A 20106-nucleotide genomic window follows, 5' to 3' on the forward strand; every position below is an offset into this window, starting at 1 on the left:
CTCATATAACACCTCAAAAGACGAAGATGACGAGGAAGACGAAGGCCCCTGGGTAACCGGGGGCATTTTTCACATTCAGCGACGACAGATAATGAAGAAACGCATTTTTATGTCATCTTAACGCAATCTTAATGTCAGGCTGAAACTTGTAATACGATGCTGATTTTGCACATGCTATACTAACAGGTATTAGTCATGCATAGAGGATCGACGGAAAGCAGGCTTAAGATGACAGCGAAAAAAAAGAACGGCAGTGTTCCGCCCGTATGGCCGGAAGAGCAGCCCGCAGCCAAAGTCCGGGGGAAGCTGAGTATATTCATCGGCTATGCGCCGGGCGTCGGCAAGACCAGCGCCATGCTGAGCGCAGCCCAGGAGGAACTTAAAGACGGAATCGATGTCGTTGCGGGTTTCATTGACGCTCGTTCGAGACCTGATACAGCGGCTCTTCTTGGCGGTCTGGAGCAGCTGCCGCCAAGGATATTCTCCGGTCAGGGGAGCACCATCCACGAATTCGACCTGGACCGTGCGCTGAACCGAAGGCCCGAGCTTCTGCTGCTGGATGATCTGGCCCACAGCAACGCGGCGGGATGCCGTCATAAGAAGCGGTATCTGGATGTAGAAGAGCTGCTCCGGGCGGGCATCGATGTGTATACGACCCTTAACGTGCAGCAGATCGAGAGCCTTGCGGATATAGTCGATTCGATTACCGGTTTCCCCGTTCAGGAGCGCATACCGGACAGCGTATTTGACAGCGCGGATCAGGTAAACCTGGTCGATATCGAGCCGGAAGACCTGATAGACAGGCTAAATAAAGGCAAGATTTATCCGGAGCTTGAAGCGCAGCAGGCCGCAGAGGAGCTGTTCACAAGGGAAAAGCTGACTGCCCTGCGCGAAATCGCGCTGCGCAGCACCGCAAGCCAATTGAACCGGATCGCTATACAGATCAGCGAGCAGGCTTCAAGAAATGAATACGATACGAAGGATCATATTCTGGTCTGTCTCTCTTCGGCGGAGTCCAACAAAAAAGTCATCCGTACAGCGGCGAGAATGGCTGAAGCCTTTCACGGACGCTTTACCGCATTGTTCGTGGAGACGCCGGAGACGATGACGCTGAGCCCCAGGAACAAGGAAGAGCTGAGAAGCAACCTGAGACTGGCAGAACAGCTGGGCGCCCAGATTGCAACCGTATACGGCGACGACATTCCCGTCCAGATTGCCGAATACGTCAAGACGAGCCAGGTGTCCAAAATTGTACTTGGTCGATCCCCCAACAAAAAGAGAGGGTTAGGCAAAGCGAGCGTGGTCGATAAACTGACGGCGCTTGTTCCGGGTGTCGAGACCTACATTATTCCATACCCGCAGCCTGCTGCATCTGGCAAGTTATCAAGGCAGCCGAAGCCGCTTCATCTGTCTCTGGCCGATTTGGGCAAGACTGCGGTCATTATAGCGGGCTGTACCCTGATCGGACTCGGCTTTCAATATATGAATGTTAGAGAAGCAAATATCATTACGGTGTATATACTCGGCGTCCTGCTCAATGCGATGATCACGAGGGGACGGGTGTACAGCGTGGTGTCTTCGTTGCTGAGTGTGCTGGTGTTCAATTACTTTTTCGCCAAGCCTTATTATTCGCTCAATGTGTACGACTCCAGTTATCCGGTGACCTTCCTTGTCATGCTGACAGCTTCGTTCCTGACGAGCACACTGACCATGCGGGTACGGGATCAGGCGCGTGAATCCTCGCAGAAGGCATACCGTACAGAGGTTCTGTTGGAGACGAGCCGGAATTTGCAGCAGGCCGAGGATTTCCAGGCCATCGTCGGTGAGACAGCCCGTCAGATGGTGAAGCTGCTTGACCGGACGGTTATTTTCTATACCGCTTCGGAAGCGGGACTTTCGGAGCCAATGATTTATCTCAAAAATGAGTTGTCCAGCATTCCGGAGCTGTATATCGATGAGAATGAACGGGCGGTCGCCGATTGGGTCTATACCAATAACAAACGTGCGGGCGCGACCACGGATACATTCTTCGGTGCCCGGTGTCTGTATCATGCCGTACGCGGCGGGGACACGGTCTTCGCGGTTGCCGGTGTCGTGATGGAGCAGGAAGAGCCGCTTGACGTTTTTGAGAAAAGTCTCTTGATTGCGATGCTCGGGGAATGTGCGCTGGCGCTTGAGAAACACAGGCTTAATGAGCGGCAGCAGGAAATATCGATGCAGATCCGGCAGGAACAGCTGCGTGCGAACCTGCTTCGGGCCATTTCCCATGATCTGCGCACTCCCCTAACAAGCATCTCGGGGAATGCGGGAATCCTTATCGGCAATTCCGGCGTACTGAGCGAGGAGCAGAAGACAAGCCTCTATACGGATATTTACGACGACTCGATGTGGCTTATCAATCTGGTGGAGAATCTGCTCTCCATCAGCCGGATTGAGAACGATTCGATCCATCTGAATCTGCAAGCGGAATTGGTCGATGAGGTCATTTCCGAGGCTATGCTTCATCTCAACCGCAACCGCGAGAAGCATATCATCGAAACGGATATCGAAGATGAACTGCTCATGGCCCGGATGGACCCGCGCTTGATTATTCAAGTCCTGATCAATCTGGTGGACAATGCCATTACCTACACCCAGGTTGGCTCCCATATCAAGGTTTCGGCAAGGCGGGAGGGCCAGTGGGTGATAATTGAAGTGGCGGACGACGGCCCTGGCATTCCGGATGATACGAAGAGCCGGCTGTTTCAAATGTTCTTCACGACGAACAATACCCGCGTGGACGGGCGGAGAGGGCTCGGTCTTGGGCTTTCCTTGTGCAAATCGATTGTCAATGCTCATGGCGGCACTATAAATGTCAGAGATCAGGCTCCAAAAGGGACCGTGTTTTCTTTTACCCTACAGGCGGCGGAGGTGAATGTGTATGAATAAACCCTTTATCTTGGTCGTGGAAGACGACAGACCGATCCGCAAGCTGATTACGACGACTCTCGAAACCCAGGGTTACCGGTATCATACGGCAGAGACAGGCGAAGCCTCGATCATCGAGGCAGTATCCCGGCAGCCGGATTTAATGATATTGGATTTGGGATTGCCCGACATGGATGGGGTGGACATCATCCGAAAAGTGCGGGCCTGGTCGAACCTGCCGATTATCGTCGTCAGCGCCCGCAGCGAGGATCGCGACAAGATCGAGGCGCTGGATGCAGGCGCAGACGATTATTTAACCAAGCCATTCAGCGTTGAGGAATTGCTGGCAAGACTTCGCGTCAGTCTGCGGCGAATCCGCTATGACAGCGAGAAGCTGCAGAAGGATGCGTCCAGCTTCGTGAACGGCCCCCTGAAGATCGATTATTCGGCGGGATGCGTCTGGCTGGACGATGAGGAGATTCATTTGACGCCAAGTGAATATAAACTTCTGTGCCTGCTCGCGAAAAATGTGGGCAAAGTGCTGACGCATAATTATATCCTGCATGCCATCTGGGGCAACCATCCCTACGATGTCCCTGCGCTTCGTGTATTTATGGCGACGCTGCGCAAGAAAATTGAAAAATCATCGTCCCAGCAGAAGCTGATTCAAACCCATATCGGAATCGGATACCGTATGCTTCAGGTAGGAGACGAGACGTGAACAGCGTCACCCCTTTCGTAACATGAACGGAATCCGCTAAGCGGCTCACCGGCCATGCTCATTAAGAGCATGGTCTTTTTGTTATGGAAGTAACTTGCTCCAATCTTTAGACGATCTTAACTCCATGCTTCACACTCTAATCCCAAACTAACGGCCGGAGTGTTACGCTGAATGCCGGAAACCACGTAGATAACAGGGGAGAGAGGCAGATGAATGGTTTTTTTAAACTGATAGGTTTGATTGCGTTGATTGCGGCGGTCCTGTACCTTGCCAAGAGATTCTGGGATAATCTGAGCCTGAAAAAGCTGACCGAAGGCGGAATCTATGAGGATCGCATCGTCTATCAGGCGGCCGAGCAGTTCGCCAAAGGGGTGCCGGCTGATCGGATTCGGGAGCTGCTGCTGACCAGCTACCAGTTCAACGAAGCAATGGCTCAGGATACGCTGCGCATTGCACTCCCTCACCGGAATGATCTTGACGGAGGGTATCATAGCTTTCTTCAGGCTGCAAATCAGGTGTTGGGAGATGACGTGTACTTGTGAAATCTTAATGCGTTCTTAATCTCTTGCCGCTAGATTCTAATCCTGAATTAATGATGGAAATGCTACGATTAATCCCATAAAGAAACCATACACAAAGATAACAGGGAGGAAGATTACCATGCTGGATGTTTATATGGCGGCCACGCTGCTGGTGCTTGCCCTGCTCATGATCGGACTTGAGCGATGGGCAGTCCATACGGTTGAAGAGGGGAGCGAACGCTGATGATCTGGGGATTGCTTGTCATCATAGCCGCACTTCTGTTGTATCTGACTTACGCACTTATTAATCCGGAACGTTTTTAGGGTGACTCCAGGAGGGATTTCCAGTGACCATGATTTCTTATCTCGCAATCGCAGTAACTCTATTAATCGCTTTTCTGCTGGCACGTCCTGCGGGGCTGTACATGGCGAAGGCGTTCGATTATGAAGCAACCGGCCTTGACCGGTGGTTCGGATGGATCGAGAAGCCGCTATTCAAGCTAGGGGGCATCCGGCAGGAGAACCAGACTTGGAAGCAATATGCGCTAACGCTCGTTCTCAGCAACTCCGTTATGATTCTGCTTGTCTATCTGATCTTCCGTCTGCAAGGCGTGCTGCCGCTTAATCCAAGCGGAATTCCTTCTATGGAGCCGACGCTTGCCTTCAATACGGCGGTCAGCTTCATGACCAACACGAATCTGCAGCATTACAGCGGCGAGAGCGGCTTGTCTTATTTATCGCAGATGATCGCCATCGTCTTCATGATGTTTGCCGCTCCTGCATCCGCCCTGGCAGGCGTGATCGCCTTCATTCGCGGGCTTTCGGGCAAGCCGCTGGGCAACTTCTTCGTCGATTTGATCCGAAGCATTACCCGCATTCTTCTGCCAATATCCTTCGTGCTTGCTCTGATCTTCGTCGCAATGGGCGTCCCGCAGACACTGCATGGGACGGCGATGGCCACCACGCTTGAGGGAGCGGCGCAGGAGATTGCCAGAGGACCTGTGGCATCGTTTCTGTCGATCAAGGAGCTCGGGAATAACGGCGGCGGATTCTTCGGCGTCAACTCGGCGCATCCTTTTGAGAATCCAACCGGGCTCAGCAATTTTGTCCAGATTATTCTTATGCTGCTGCTGCCGGCATCGCTGCCCTTCACCTATGGCAAAATGGTGGGCAACAAGAAGCAGGGCCGCGTTCTGTTCGTATCCATGATCGTGATGCTGATCGTTCTGCTGGGCACCTCTCTGGCGAGCGAAAACGCAGGCAACCCGGTGATCAACGCAATGGGCGTTCAGCATAATCAAGGTTCCATGGAAGGCAAGGAAGTGCGTTTCGGCGTCGCCGAATCGGCCTTGTATTCAGTCGTAACTACAGCCTCCGAGACGGGGGCGGTTAATACGATGCATGATTCACTGACGCCTCTTGGCGGTCTCGTCACGCTTGGCAATATGATGCTCAACACGGTCTTCGGCGGGGTAGGCACCGGATTCATCAACGTACTGATGTACGCCATGATCGCCGTCTTTCTGTCCGGGCTGATGGTCGGGAGGACACCGGAATTCCTCGGCAAGAAGATCGAGGGCAAGGAGATGAAGCTGATCGCGGTCACGCTGATTATTAACCCGCTCCTGATCCTGCTGCCTACCGCCCTGGCGCTGTACGCTCATCCGGATACGATCTCGAATCCCGGCTATCACGGATTGTCTCAAGCCTTGTATGAATACACATCTTCTGCGGCTAACAACGGATCTGGCTTCGAGGGGCTTGGAGATGCCAATCCGTTCTGGAACATTTCCACCGGCATCGTGATGTTCCTGGGCCGTTACTTCTCCGTCATCACCATGCTGGCTGTTGCCGGTTCTCTGGCCTCCAAGAAGAGTGTGCCGGAGACGGCGGGGACGTTCAGAACAGACAATGCCTTGTTCGGGACCGTGTTTATAGGAGCGGTGCTCATTGTAGGAGCACTGACATTCTTTCCGGCCGTCGCGCTCGGACCGATTGCCGAATATTTGACGCTGAAACCATAGAGCTACCCGGATGGAGGAACCAAACCTATGAGCAACCGAAAAACTGTGTTAACGCGAGACATTGTGGGTCAGGCGGTCAAGCAATCTTTTATCAAACTCGATCCTCGGATCATGCTGCGGAATCCCGTTATGTTCGTTGTGGAGGCCGGATTTCTGATCACCCTGTTCCTGATCTTTGTGCCGGATGCGTTCGGTGTGAGAGTATCAACAGGCTTCAACATTTCCGTCGCCTTGATTCTTCTCTTTACGCTGCTGTTCGCCAATTTCGCGGAGGCGCTGGCCGAGGGAAGAGGGAAAGCTCAAGCGGATTCACTTAAGAAGACCAAGAAAGAGATTATGGCAAATAAAATAACCGGACAGGGCATCAAGCAGGTGCCCTCTACCGAGCTGCGCAAAGGCGATGTGGTCGTTGTCGTCCAGGGCGAGATGATTCCGGGCGACGGTGAGGTAATTGAGGGGCTGGCTTCGGTTGATGAATCGGCAATTACCGGCGAGTCTGCGCCTGTCATTAAGGAAGCGGGCGGCGACTTCAGCTCGGTAACCGGGGGGACCAAGGTAATCAGCGACCGGATCAAGGTGCGGATTACGAGCGATCCCGGCGAATCCTTTCTGGACCGGATGATTTCGCTGGTTGAGGGAGCCAAACGCCAAAAGACGCCTAATGAAATTGCGCTCAATACCGTTCTGGTGAGCTTGACCATCATTTTTCTGCTTGTGGTCATCACGCTGCCGTTCTTCGCCGATTACCTGGACATTCAGCTTCAGGTTCCCGTCCTGATCGCACTTCTTGTATGTCTGATCCCGACGACGATCGGCGGCCTGCTGTCCGCAATCGGGATTGCGGGGATGGACCGCGTCACCCAGTTCAATGTGCTGGCGATGTCCGGCAAGGCTGTCGAAGCTTCGGGAGATATCAACACCATCATTCTTGATAAAACGGGGACGATTACTTACGGCAATCGCATGGCCAGCGAGTTCGTTCCGGTCGGCAATTACAGCGCTCAGGAAGTGGGCGTATGGGCCGCAGTCAGCTCGGTTCAGGACGAGACGCCGGAGGGCCGCTCTGTGCTGGAGCTGCTGAACAAGCAAGGCTTGTCGTTCCCACAGAGTGTGGCGGAGGGCGCCGATTTTATCGAATTCAAGGCGGAGACCCGTATGAGCGGCGTTGATCTGAAGGACGGCCGGAAGGTCAGAAAAGGAGCGGTCGATGCCGTCAAACAGTGGGTATCGGATCAGGGAGGCGTCATTCCCTCCGGGCTGCAGGAGAACAGCAACGCCATCGCAACCGCGGGAGGCACGCCCTTGGCGGTGGCCGTGGATCAGACGATATACGGACTGATTTATTTGAAGGATACCGTCAAGCCGGGGATGAGAGAACGCTTCGATCAGATGCGGAAGATGGGCATCAAGACGATCATGTGTACAGGCGACAATCCGCTGACGGCCGCAACGATCGCCGCGGAGGCAGGCGTGGACGCTTTTATCGCCGAGAGCAAGCCGGAGGATAAAATCGCCGTTATCCGTCGCGAGCAAGCGGAAGGGAAGCTGGTTGCCATGACGGGCGACGGAACGAATGACGCTCCGGCACTGGCGCAGGCGGATGTCGGGATCGCCATGAACAGCGGGACCGTGGCGGCCAAAGAGGCGGCCAATATGGTCGATCTGGATTCCGACCCCTCGAAGATTATTGAGGTCGTATCGATCGGGAAGCAGCTGTTGATGACGCGCGGAGCGCTGACGACTTTCAGCATTGCGAATGATATCGCCAAGTATTTCGCAATCATTCCCGCGATGTTCATGGTGGCAATTCCCGAGATGAAAGTGCTGAATATAATGGGGCTTCATTCACCGATGTCAGCCATACTGTCGGCTCTTATCTTCAATGCCATCATTATTCCTCTGCTGATTCCTCTGGCGATGAAGGGGGTCGCCTACAAGCCGATGAGCTCATCCAAGCTCCTGAGCCGCAACCTGCTGGTCTATGGACTCGGCGGCATCATCGCACCGTTCATCGGCATCAAGCTGATCGACCTGCTCGTTCAATTTATGGTTTAGGAGATGACCAATAGATGAAGACAACATCCATGAAGACGATTATCGTAACGGTCAGAACGAGCATCGTGCTCATGCTGCTCATACTCGTGTATCAATTGGCGGTTACAGGCATTGCGCAGGCAGCGATGCCGCATCAGGCGAACGGAAGCCTGCTCTACGACGGGAAGAAGCTGATTGGCTCGGAGCTGATCGGACAGAACTTCACCTCGCCGAGGTATTTTCAAGGAAGAGTCTCCAGCATTGACTACAACGCGGTATCCTCAGGCACGCCGAACTACGCTCCTTCCAATCCTGATATGCTGAAGCGGGTTCAGGATTCCATCGCGCAGTGGAAGGCCAATAACCCGGAGGTGCCTATCCGGCAGCTACCTATCGATCTCATTTCGAATTCGGGTTCCGGTCTAGATCCGGATATTTCACCCGCTTCGGCGCGCGCCCAGATCCCAAGAATCAGCAGCCTGACCGGAATTCCGGCGGTGAAGCTGGAGCAGCTGGTGAAGGAGCATACGGCCGGACGCGATCTTGGATTGTTCGGCGAGGAGCATGTCAATGTGCTGAAGCTGAATATCGCATTATCGAAATTGCCGGCGAACAAGCAATAATATCGAGCATAAGCCCTGTCTGCCTTTACGAGGTGACAGGGCTGATTGCCTTTCGGATATGATGGGGGGAGTACGCGGATGGCACCGTATAAACGCAAGACGCCGGATGAAATTCTGGAATCAATCTCCCGGCTGCACCGGGGCAGGCTGAAGATTATTATCGGTCCGGTCAGCGGATCGGGCAAAACATACCATATGCTCCAGGAGGGCAGACAGCTGAAGCAGCAGGGCATCGATGTGGTATACAGCGCCGTTTCAACCATGCAGCGGGCGGAGACGGTTCAGCAGCTCATCGATCTGGAGCGTATACCGAGTGTTCATTGGTGGATGGATGGCAAGGAGCAGAAAGACCTTCCGGTAGAGGTACTTCTGGAACGGAATCCGGAAGTGCTGCTGGTCGACGGCCTCGCCCATCGCAACCGTAAGGGTGCGCAGTTTCGCACTAGACTTGAGGATATCCGGTTCTTGATGAATAACGGGATCAGTGTCATTACAACCGTCAATGTCTATGAGCTGGAAGGAGCGGGGGAAGTCATTTATCAGAAAACGGGTATCCGGGCAGAGGTAACGGTTCCGCTGGATACGCTGGAGCTCGCGGATGAAGTGCGCCTGATCGACGTCTCACCTGAGACCATTCTGTCCCGGATTGAAGAAGGCGTGCTTGGCCAATCGGCGCATCCCGCCCTGTCACGCAGGGGAAATCTGGCTGTGCTTCGCGAGGCTGCGCTGCGTCTGGTGGCAGAGGGCGTCAACGACTCGCTTGAGAAACACCGGGATGAGAATGGTCTGGTCGGACCTTCCGGGGCGATTGAACGAATTCTGGTATCCGCCCAGTATCACTGGAACGGCTCTTTATATGTAAGAAGAGGGCAGCAAATCGCCAAACGGCTGAACGGAGAGTTAATGGTTGTCACCTTTGTGCAACCGGGCAAGCCGCTGAGCAAAGAGCAGATGACCTTCAAGCAGTCGATCACGAAGCTGGTCAAGCGTGTGGATGCGGGATTCGAAGAGCTGCCTTTGATCCATATCCGCCATCTGCCTGTGCTGCTCGTACGTTACGCGATCCGGAGCAAGGTGACAAGAATTGTGATGGGCCACTCCCAAAAAAGCCGCTGGCAGGAAAAATGGCAGGGCTCCATCGCCAACCGTGTGCTGCGCAAGACGAGGAATATCGATGTCTTCCTGATGGCGGACCGGGCCGAGCGGGAAGGGGAACGCATTCTGCCTATTAAACCCGGGGCCAAAAGCCCTGAGGAGCCCTTTCACCGTCTGACCCGCCAGGAGATGCAGAAGAAGATCGAGAGAATACGGCATGGCACGCTCAAGGTGTATATCGGCGCGTCCCCAGGTGTAGGCAAGACCTATAAAATGCTGCAGGAGGGCAACCTGCTCCTGAACAAAGGCATCGATGTGATGGTCGGTCTGCTGGAAACGCATGGGCGAAAAGAGACGCAGGAGCAGATCGGGCGCTTGCCGGTTATTCCGCGTGCCAAGATCGCCTATCAATCCGCCGTACTCGAGGAAATGGATACCGAGTACATCATTGCGCGGCATCCGGAGGTTGTGCTTGTCGATGAGCTTGCACATACGAATGTACCGGGCAGCCGGAGCCGCAAGAGGTATGAAGATGTAATCACGCTGCTGGAGAACGGAATCTCCGTGATAACGACCGTGAATGTGCAGCATTTGGAGAGCCTGAACGACGCGGTAGCGCAATTGACGGGCGTACGGGTAAGAGAGACGGTGCCGGATGCCATTCTGAAAATGGCGAATGAGGTTGAGCTGATTGACGTTACGCCGCAAATGCTCCAGGAACGGATGCGGGAGGGGAAAATTTACGCAGCAGATAAAGTCAATCAGGCGCTGGAGTCCTTTTTCAAAATCGGCAATCTGATCGCCCTTCGGGAATTGGCGCTGAGGGAGATCGCCGACGATGTGGATGAGCGGCTGGAAGCATGGGACCGGGACTCTGCCTTTCGGGGAGCATGGAGCAGGCAGGAGGTCATCTTCGTCTGCGTGGACATGGATGCTCGAGCGGAACGGCTTATTCGCCGCGGTTTTCGCATCGCGCATCGTCTTAAGGCCGAATGGTACGTGCATTATGTTCACTGCGGAGCGGAATTGACACAAGAGAAACGTAAGCGGCTGGATGCGCTTCGCCTGTTGACCGAGCGGCTTGGAGGCAACATGGAGATCACCGAAGTCAAGGGCAGAGTAGACGTTAACCGGCAGCTGCTGGACCGGATGAACGTCCTTCATACGACCCAACTTATTATTGGACAGTCCCGAAAGCCTCTGTGGCTGACCTGGTTCAAAGAAAGCCTTGTCCATTACCTGCTCCGGAACGCGCGGCATATGGACATGCTGATCGTGGCTGATTTCGACCCGAATGTGACAGAGCCGGCCAGATAGGCAGGCGGACCGATATGCGCTGACAGCTGCTGTTTACCGTTTGTTTACTGAAAAAAGCATATGATTTTTGCACTAATTATTAGGTGGATCGTCAGGGGCAATGCCGCTTATGATACTTGAGAATGGATTGAAGTAAACGTTCTCAAATTATAATTACAGGATGCACCTGGTTTAGGAGGAATATGATGCAAACCAAAATCAGCCTGGAAGGCGAATGGAACCTGCAACTGGACGCAGGCAAGCAGGGACTGTCGCTTCCGTTCACGGATGTCATCACGCTGCCCGGCACAACGTCTCATGCTCGGAAGGGTCCGAAGAACGAAGAAGTATTAGTCGGCTCTCTAACCGATGAATACTTGTTCGAAGGGTTTGCTTGGTATTCGAAGGAAGTGACGATTCCGGATGAGCTGGCCGGAAAGACCTGCTCACTCTATCTGGAGCGGACGCGATTGACGACAGTGTGGCTGGACGGAGTGGAAATCGGCAGCCGTGACAGCCTGAACACGGCTCATATATATGAGCTGACCGGACATTTGCGGGCCGGCCGTCAAACACTCACCATCCGTGTTGACAATACCGGTTATCTCACCAAAGGCGGCCACTTGACCTCGCCGGATACCCAGACGAACTGGAACGGGATCACCGGACGCATCGAGCTGCAATTCTTCGGCGCTTCGTACTTAAGCGGTATCCGGCTAACTCCGGAATTGTCATCCCGATCGGTTCGGATTGCAGCGAAATTGGAAGGCGCTTTCTCAGGAACCGTCTCCATATCCGCTGTCAGCTCTAACGGAACTGTCTCGCATAAGGCTGATGAGCGGAAATTCACCGTTCAACCGGGCAGCATTGACCTCAGCTACGAGCTGGGACAAGACGCCTTGCTCTGGAGTGATGCCGAGCCCAATCTGTATACATTAAGTGTCATCGTGAAGGATGAGAATGGAGCGGAAAGCGATCGGCAGGAGCTGATCTTCGGCCTGAGAGAATTCAAGACGAACGGCGACAAATTCACGATAAACGGTGAGAACACCTTTCTGAGGGGCAAGCATGACGGCCTGATCTTTCCGCTGACCGGATTCGCCCCGACCGATGTGGAGGAATGGCTGAGAATCCTCGGCATCTCCAAATCGTACGGCATCAATCACTACCGCTTCCATACCTGCTGTCCACCGGAAGCTGCTTTCACCGCCGCGGATATGCTGGGAATTTACATGCAGCCCGAGCTGCCGTTCTGGGGAACCATCACGGAGGAGGGCGATGAGAACCATAACCAGGCGGAGCAGGATTATTTGGTCAAAGAGGGATTTGCGATCTTGAAAGCATTTGGCAATCATCCTTCTTGTGTTATGATGTCGCTTGGCAATGAGCTATGGGGCAGCAAAGAGAGAATCGATGCCATACTGAAAGCGTACAAGGAACTCGATGACAGGGTTTTATATACACAGGGCTCCAATAACCACCAGTTCATGCCGAGCGTGCTTGAGCATGACGATTTCTTCAGCGGTGTGCGCTTCTCCCGCGACCGTCTCTTCAGAGGCTCGTATGCAATGTGCGACGCCCCGTTGGGCCATGTCCAGAACGACCTGCCCGGTACGATGAAGGATTACGACGACCAGATCGTCCCTCCTGACCTCCGCAGCAACGGGGAACTTGGCACGGAAGCAAGCGGCACGATCCAGATTCAATACGGCACCGAGGCGAAGACGGTACAGCTTGGAGATGCGTCCGGAGAATGGATTCCGCAAGTTCCGGTCGTCTCCCATGAGATCGGGCAGTATGCGACATTTCCGGATTTTGATGAGATTGACAAGTACACAGGCTCCCTTAAAGCCGAGAATTTCAAAATCTTCCGTCAGCGGCTGGAGGAAAAGGGACTGGGCCATCTGGCAGCCAAATACTTCGAGATCTCGGGTCAGCTGGCGGTAGCCTGTTACAAAGAAGAGCTGGAGGCAGCCTTCCGCACGCGGCGGCTTGCCGGATTCCAGCTGCTGGATTTGCAGGATTTCAGCGGCCAGGGCACGGCTCTTGTAGGCGTTCTCGACGCCTTTATGGATTCCAAGGGAATGATCACGCCCGAGGAGTGGCGCACCTTCTGCAATGATGCGGTTCTGCTTGCGAGATTCCCCAAATATAACTATGTCTCCGGCGAAATGTTCAGCGCCCACGCCGAGCTGAGCTGGTTCCGGGGCCGGACTTACGCTCCTCTTGTCCTGAGCTGGAGAGTAACGGCGGACGGCAGCACGCTGGCTCAAGGAAGCCAGGAAACGGGTATTCCTGCTGGAACGAACTATATCGACATTTGTGATATCGACATTCTCCTTCCAGATGTACCGGGGATGACCCAAGCCGAGCTCACGCTCCAAATCGAAGGAACCGATATCCGGAAATGCTATAACTTCTGGATTTATCCCTCGATCAATGATGCGGGACTGACCGGCATCCAGGTATTCGAAAAGCTGTCCACCGAGGCGCTTGCGCTGCTGGAACAAGGCGGGGACGTGCTGCTTATGCCGAAGCCGGAGCTTCTTCAAAATGCGGTTGAAGGCTTCTACTGCACGGAGTTCTGGTGCTACCCGATGTTCCGCTCCATCTCCGAGAGCATGAATCGGCCGGTGCCGGTCGGCACTATGGGGCTGCTGATCGATAATCGTCATCCCGTATTACGCGACTTCCCGAGCGAGGAGCATTCCACATATCCGTGGTGGAATATCGTCCAGAATTCCAAGTCGCTCATCATGGACGAAACCGCCAAGGAATGGAGCCCGATTGTCCAGACCATCGACAATTTCGAGCGCAATCACAAGCTGGGCTTGTTGCTTGAGTGCCGCGTTGGCGCAGGCCGCCTGCTGGTCTGCCCGCTGGACTCTGGCAAGATAGAAGGCACGCCGGAAGGCAGACAATTCCTGTCCAGTCTTGGACGATACATGAAATCTCCGGACTTCAAGCCGCAGTACAAGGCAAGCGCTGAAGAGCTCCTTGAGCTGATTCGATAAATCCGAACAGGTTGGACGCATGAAGCAGACGAATGAAGCGATCAACAAGCTATCTTATCGCGGCAAATAAACTGACATAAAAGAACGAATGGAGGCTCCCCTTTTTTAACAAGGTATCCTTACTAGTGATTCTGTTAAAAACGGATACCTTTTTGCAGAAAGCGGCAGTGAATGAAGCAAGAATTGGAGCGATTATCTAAAATCCGACGCCTGTTCACAGGGCGTCTTTTTTTATTTAATTAAATTATGTTATAGATAGTGACATCCGCTCCAACATGATGCCTATCCAACGACAATAAAATGCTCGAAAAGTGGTGAGAGAATGACAAATCTGCTGGAAATCAATCATTTAAGAACCGGGTTCAACACAGACCTGGGGGAGGTCGTCTCCATCGACGATATCAGCTTTTCTTTGAAGCCGGGCGAGACAATCGGTATCGTGGGGGAATCGGGTTGCGGAAAAAGTGTCACCTCTCTCTCAATCATGCGGCTGCTCGGTAAAAAAGGCCGGATCATTAATGGCTCCCTGCTCTTTAACGGAACTGATCTGGCCCAAAAAAGCGAGAGCGATATGAGGGATATTAGAGGAAACGAAATATCTATGATTTTTCAGGAACCCATGACATCTCTTAATCCTGTGTTTACGATAGGGCATCAGATGATCGAAGGAATCCGGCTGCATCTGAACATGAAGAAGAAAGAAGCAAAGAGCTACGCAGTAGACATGCTGCGAAAGGTTGGAATTCCCCGCCCGGAGGTCATTATCGACGAATATCCGCATAAGCTCTCCGGCGGTATGAGACAGCGGGTCATGATTGCAATGGCACTGTCCTGCAAGCCCAAGCTGCTCATTGCGGATGAACCGACAACGGCACTTGATGTCACCATTCAGGCCCAGATTCTTGAACTGATGAAATCACTCCGTGAGGAGTCGGGTACGGCGATTATGCTGATCACTCACGACCTTGGGGTTATCGCGGAAATGGCGGATAAGGTTATTGTGATGTACGCGGGGCAGGTTGTGGAAGAGACCGATGTATTCACCTTGTTCAAGGAGCCGAAGCATCCATACACCCAGGCGTTGATGCGGTCGATCCCTCATCTGGATCTGGATGGCGAAGAACGTCTTGCCTCTATTCCGGGTACGGTTCCTTCCTTGATGAACATGCCTTCCGGCTGCCGGTTCTTTGAACGCTGTCCATTAGCTGAAGAACGCTGCCTGACCAAGGCGCCGCCGCTGGCAGAGGTTGAGGTTAATCATAAAGCGCGCTGCTGGCTTCTCCATCATAACGAATAAGGCTCAGGAGGTCGAACATGGCTGAATCTCACCTTGCTCCGCTTCTTCAAGTGGAACAGCTCAAAACCTATTATCCGATACGCAAAGGCATTATATCACGCACAGCGGGCTACGTTAAAGCTGTGGATGGAGTGAACCTGAACATTTATCAAGGGGAAACATTAAGTCTGGTCGGTGAATCGGGCTGCGGCAAATCGACGATTGGCCGTTCGATTGTCCGGCTCGAAGAGCCGTCAGAGGGGCGGATTCTCTTCGAGGGACAGGATATCGCCCATTACTCCAATGGAAAAATGAAGAAGGTTCGCGCGGACTTGCAAATGATCTTCCAGGACCCGTACTCGTCGCTCAATCCCAGAAAGCGGATCAGCGACATTCTCGAAGAGCCGATGAGGGTTCATAACATCATCCCCGCTTCCGAAATTTCGAAGGAAGTAGACAGGCTGCTTGAGGTAGTCGGCCTGCCCAAAAGCTACAAGTTCAGGTATCCTCACGAATTTTCGGGCGGACAGAGACAAAGAATCGGGATCGCAAGAGCGTTATCCTTGAAGCCCAAGCTGATCGTCTGCGATGAACCGGTATCTGCGCTGGATGTATCGATACAGGCTCAAATCCTGAACCTTCTAAAGGATTTACAGAAGGAGTTCAACCTGACCTATCTGTTCATTGCGCACGGTCTCGGTGCGGTCAAATATATCAGCGACCGGATCGCGGTAATGTATCTGGGGAAAGTGGTTGAGATCGCAACCAAAGAGGACATCTTCACGAACGCGAAGCATCCTTATACAAAAGCGCTGCTGAGCGCCTACCCGATTCCGAACCCGACTCTGCGATCCAATGAAAGAATTGTGATCCAGGGGGATGTTCCAAGTCCGGCCAACCCGCCGAGCGGTTGCAGATTCCATACCCGCTGTCCGCTGGCCAAGGCGATTTGCAGAGAACAGGAGCCGGAATTAAAGGGAACGACGCATGCGATTGCTTGTTTTGCTGCGGAATAAGAATGAAGAGGTGAGATCGGAGTGCTGTCCTACATTATCAGGAGATTATTAATAGCCGTTCCCGTGCTGTTCGGCGTAACCATAATTAACTTTATCATTATCAATATGGCGCCGGGCAACCCGGTGGACATGATGATCGACCCGAGTATTCCGGCATCTGTCATTGAAGCCAAGAAGGAAGCACTCGGGTTGAATGATCCGATGTATATGCAGTACTTCCATTGGCTGGGCAATGTCTTTCAGGGGAATTTGGGATTCTCCTATACCACATATCAGCCCGTTGCCCAGATGATCGGCGAGCGGATCGGACCGACGCTGTTATTGATGGGACTGGCCATGATTATCGGACTGATTATCGCTATCCCGTTAGGCATCCTGAGTGCGGTCAAGCAGTATTCCAAGTTGGATTATCTGGCATCTGTGTCGTCCCTTATCGGAATCTCTGTTCCGCATTTTTTCCTCGGTTTGGGCATGATCTATATCTTCGCCTTGCAGTTAAAAATATTGCCAACCGGCGGAATGTTCACCCTGGGCGAAGGGGGAGGCTTTCTGGATGTGCTCAAGCACCTTATCTTACCGGTCATGGTGCTCGGGATCGGGATGGCCGGAAAAAAAATGCGCTACGTCAGATCCAGCGTGCTTGAAATTCTGGATCAGGATTATCTTCGTACCGCAAGGGCAAAGGGTGTCCGTGAATTTCTGGTCGTCAACAAGCATGCCCTGCGCAACGCATTGATTCCCATCATAACCGTCGTTGGACTGGAGATTCCTTCATTATTAGGCGGGGCGGTCGTGATTGAACAGATTTTCTCCTGGCCCGGACTTGGGCAGCTGACGATCGGCTCAATCAGCAATCGCGATTATCCTACGCTAATGGCTCTTAATATGATGGCGGCTCTGATTGTACTGTTCAGCAATCTCCTGACCGACATCGTCTATTCGATCGTTGATCCGCGCATCAAGTATCAATAAGGAGGTATGAAATGGCCACGGTCAATGCAAACATTAGTCTGGATACCAAAGGAGGCGGTTCACCCTCCGATGCAGACAAGACAACAGCAGCCAGGCAGGAAAGCTACTTGCGGATGGTTGCCAAAAGATTCACCAAGCATAAGCTGGCGGTTGCCGGACTCGTAGTTATGATCCTGCTCGCGCTGATCGCCATCTTTGCTCCCTGGTTATCACCAGGCAATCCCTATGATTTAACGGCAAGCTTCGAGGCGCCCCCAAGCGCGGAGCATCTTCTCGGTACGGACCAGGTTGGCCGTGATGTATTAAGCCGGCTGATCTATGCCGCCCGTGTATCCCTCCTTGTAGGTGTGGGTTCGGTAGCGATCAGCGTAATTATCGGAACCGTGCTTGGACTTGTCTCCGGCTATTTCGGAGGGTGGATCGACAACGTGATCATGAGATTCACCGATATCTTCATGTCATTTCCGCAATTAATGCTGATTCTGGTAGTTGTCAGTGTGGTTGGACCAAGTTTAACCAATGTTATTGTCGTCCTGGGCATACTGGGATGGACGACAGTCGCAAGACTGGTCAGAGGCAGCGTTCTGTCCATTAAGCAAATGGATTATGTGAAAGCCAGTGTAGGACTGGGTTTTAGCACCCCTCGTATACTGATCAGTCACATTCTGCCGAATACAGTCGCACCGATCCTGGTTAATGCAACATTCGGAATTGCCGGCGCAATTATGATCGAAGCAGCGCTGAGTTTCCTGGGCCTGGGCGTACAGCCGCCGACGGCAAGCTGGGGGAATATGCTGACAGGGGCCCAATCGTTGACCGTGCTCACATCCGAGCCTTGGTTATGGCTGCCTCCAGGCATTATGATTGTCCTTAGCGTACTGTCGGTTAACTTTATCGGCGATGGGTTGCGGGATGCCATGGATCCAAAAAGCTTGCGATAGATAAACCAATATCGAGGAGGAGTTTTAGTGAAAAGGATTTTTATGAGAAAAAGAGGGGTTAGTCCTGTATTCCTGTGCCTTCTGTTATTCTTGACTGCATGCAGCAGCAAATCGGCGGATTCCGGGCAAGCTGAGACGGGTGGAACGACAGCCGCCGCCAAAAAAGTAATTAATGTCGGTATTGTAACTTCTCCTTCCGCTTTTAATCCGATTAATACGCCTAACAATATTACAGCTATCGTAACCTCGATCATGTTCCTGCCGCTTGTCGAGCAGGACGATGAAATGAAATTTCAACCGATGCTCGCAGACAGTATTGGAACGAGCGACAATCAGGTGTTTACCGTGAAATTGAACGCGGCCGCCAAATGGAGTGATGGACAACCGGTTACAGCCAAAGATGTCCTGTTTACGATCAAGATGATCGCTGACCCGAAAATCAATGCCAGTGTTGCTTCCAACCTGAACGTACTCGAAGGCTTTGACGATACAGGCAAGGTCCAAGGCAGCTTTGAGAGCGTGACGGGAGTCAAGCTGGTGGATGACCATACGCTGGAATTCCGCACGAAGAACAAGATGGATCTGGATCTGTTCAAATCCAAAGTTGGAACCAACGTCAAGACGCTGCCTGAGCATGTATTGAAGGATGCTGCCGTAGATACCTGGGATCAGAATGAATTCTTCCAGAAACCGGACGTAACCTCCGGCGCATTCAAGTTCGTAAGCTATGCCAAGGATCAATACATCCAGTTCGAAGCCAACAAGGATTACTTCAAGGGCGCTCCGAAAATTGATGAACTGAATCTCAAAATTATGCCTTCCGCCAACCTGGTCGCCCAGTTGCAGAGCGGCGAGATTGATATGAACCTGCCGGGTGTGGGCGCAATCGACGTAGGAGATTATGAACGGGTCAAGAATATGTCCAATCTCCGTACCGTTGAGGGCATCCCTGTCAGTTACCAGACGATCATCTTTAACATGCAGTCGCTTACGGATGTGAAAGTCAGACAAGCCATCGCCTATGCGATTAACCGTCAATTGATTGTTGAGAATCTGCTGAAAGGCCAGGCTGAAATCGTTGACGGACCTTATACAAGTCAGCAGCCTTATTTCGATAAAGAGCTTGTTCCTTATGCCTATGATCCGACCAAAGCCAAAGAGCTGCTTAAGGAAGCAGGCTGGGACAGCAGCAAGAAGCTGACGTTCGTCGTGCCGACAGGCAACAAGACGAGAGAACAGGCTGCCGATATAATCGTACAGAATCTGAAGGCCGTCGGCATTGAGACGCAAATTCAGAAGTATGATGTTGCGACTTCGGTACAGAAGGTCCAGGATAAACAGTTTGATATTGACCTTCTGGGACAAGCGATTACCATTGATCCCGACTTGACGACCACATTGTCCGAGAAAGGGAGCTTCAATCTGAGCGGATACAAAGACGCCGAAATGGAGCAGCTGCTGGCATCCGGCAACAAAGAGATGGACCCGGCGAAGAAGAAGGAAATCTACAATAAAATCCAGGAGAAATTCAAGGCCGAGCTCCCTCAGCTCACCTTATATTCGGACAAGCAACTACGGGCGATCAATAAAAGAGTAACGGTTGGCGAGCCGAAGAACTTTGGAACATTCATCGATGTTTATAAATGGGATGTAGCCGAATAAGTTT

Annotated in this window: 14 protein-coding genes; all 14 read left to right on the plus strand. The window is 52.7% G+C overall.

Annotated elements, in window-relative coordinates:
* The first annotated feature begins 228 nt into the window (after positions 1 to 228).
* The 14 genes from KIH86_RS06355 (at position 229) to KIH86_RS06420 (ending at position 20102) form a co-directional block, all read left to right on the plus strand.
* Positions 229 to 2928: a sensor histidine kinase gene (locus KIH86_RS06355; protein ID WP_223081872.1), complete on the plus strand. Its 2700-nt coding sequence runs from the start codon at positions 229 to 231 to the stop codon at positions 2926 to 2928.
* Positions 2921 to 3628, plus strand: coding sequence for a response regulator (locus KIH86_RS06360; RefSeq protein WP_223081873.1), 708 nt, complete (start codon positions 2921 to 2923; stop codon positions 3626 to 3628). Before KIH86_RS06355 ends, KIH86_RS06360 begins: the two co-directional genes overlap by 8 nt.
* 209 nt (positions 3629 to 3837) lie before the next feature.
* A complete protein-coding gene (locus KIH86_RS06365) occupies positions 3838 to 4170 on the plus strand; it encodes a hypothetical protein (RefSeq protein WP_223081874.1) in 333 nt (110 codons plus the stop codon).
* Between the two features lie 222 nt (positions 4171 to 4392).
* Positions 4393 to 4473, plus strand: a complete 81-nt coding sequence (kdpF, locus tag KIH86_RS30070; protein ID WP_223081960.1) for a K(+)-transporting ATPase subunit F — start codon at positions 4393 to 4395, stop codon at positions 4471 to 4473.
* A 32-nt stretch (positions 4474 to 4505) separates the two neighbouring features.
* A complete protein-coding gene (gene kdpA / locus KIH86_RS06375) occupies positions 4506 to 6173 on the plus strand; it encodes a potassium-transporting ATPase subunit KdpA (RefSeq protein ID WP_223081963.1) in 1668 nt (555 codons plus the stop codon).
* Positions 6174 to 6200: 27 nt separating this feature from the next.
* Entirely contained in the window at positions 6201 to 8228 is a 2028-nt protein-coding gene (gene kdpB / locus KIH86_RS06380; RefSeq protein ID WP_223081875.1) for a potassium-transporting ATPase subunit KdpB, read from the plus strand.
* 14 nt (positions 8229 to 8242) lie between these two features.
* Entirely contained in the window at positions 8243 to 8830 is a 588-nt protein-coding gene (gene kdpC / locus KIH86_RS06385) for a potassium-transporting ATPase subunit KdpC (RefSeq protein ID WP_235775288.1), read from the plus strand.
* Between the two features lie 78 nt (positions 8831 to 8908).
* Entirely contained in the window at positions 8909 to 11242 is a 2334-nt protein-coding gene (locus KIH86_RS06390) for a histidine kinase (protein WP_223081876.1), read from the plus strand.
* Between the two features lie 185 nt (positions 11243 to 11427).
* Positions 11428 to 14235, plus strand: a complete 2808-nt coding sequence (locus KIH86_RS06395) for a glycoside hydrolase family 2 TIM barrel-domain containing protein (RefSeq protein WP_223081877.1) — start codon at positions 11428 to 11430, stop codon at positions 14233 to 14235.
* A 322-nt stretch (positions 14236 to 14557) separates the two neighbouring features.
* On the plus strand, positions 14558 to 15532 hold the full coding sequence (locus KIH86_RS06400) for an ABC transporter ATP-binding protein (RefSeq protein WP_223081878.1): 975 nt from the start codon (positions 14558 to 14560) through the stop codon (positions 15530 to 15532).
* A gap of 17 nt (positions 15533 to 15549) precedes the next feature.
* The gene (locus KIH86_RS06405; RefSeq protein WP_223081879.1) at positions 15550 to 16527 is read left to right on the plus strand and encodes an ABC transporter ATP-binding protein; all 978 of its coding nucleotides are present in this window, start codon (positions 15550 to 15552) and stop codon (positions 16525 to 16527) included.
* Between the two features lie 21 nt (positions 16528 to 16548).
* Complete coding sequence (locus KIH86_RS06410) at positions 16549 to 17499, plus strand: ABC transporter permease (protein WP_223081880.1); 951 nt, start codon at positions 16549 to 16551, stop codon at positions 17497 to 17499.
* Between the two features lie 11 nt (positions 17500 to 17510).
* Positions 17511 to 18440, plus strand: a complete 930-nt coding sequence (opp4C, locus tag KIH86_RS06415; RefSeq protein ID WP_223081881.1) for an oligopeptide ABC transporter permease — start codon at positions 17511 to 17513, stop codon at positions 18438 to 18440.
* Positions 18441 to 18467: 27 nt separating this feature from the next.
* On the plus strand, positions 18468 to 20102 hold the full coding sequence (locus tag KIH86_RS06420) for an ABC transporter substrate-binding protein (RefSeq protein WP_223081882.1): 1635 nt from the start codon (positions 18468 to 18470) through the stop codon (positions 20100 to 20102).
* The last annotated feature ends 4 nt before the right edge of the window (positions 20103 to 20106 follow it).

The organism is Paenibacillus sinensis (genome assembly GCF_019904155.1).
Lineage (GTDB): Bacteria > Bacillota > Bacilli > Paenibacillales > Paenibacillaceae > Paenibacillus_AQ > Paenibacillus_AQ sinensis.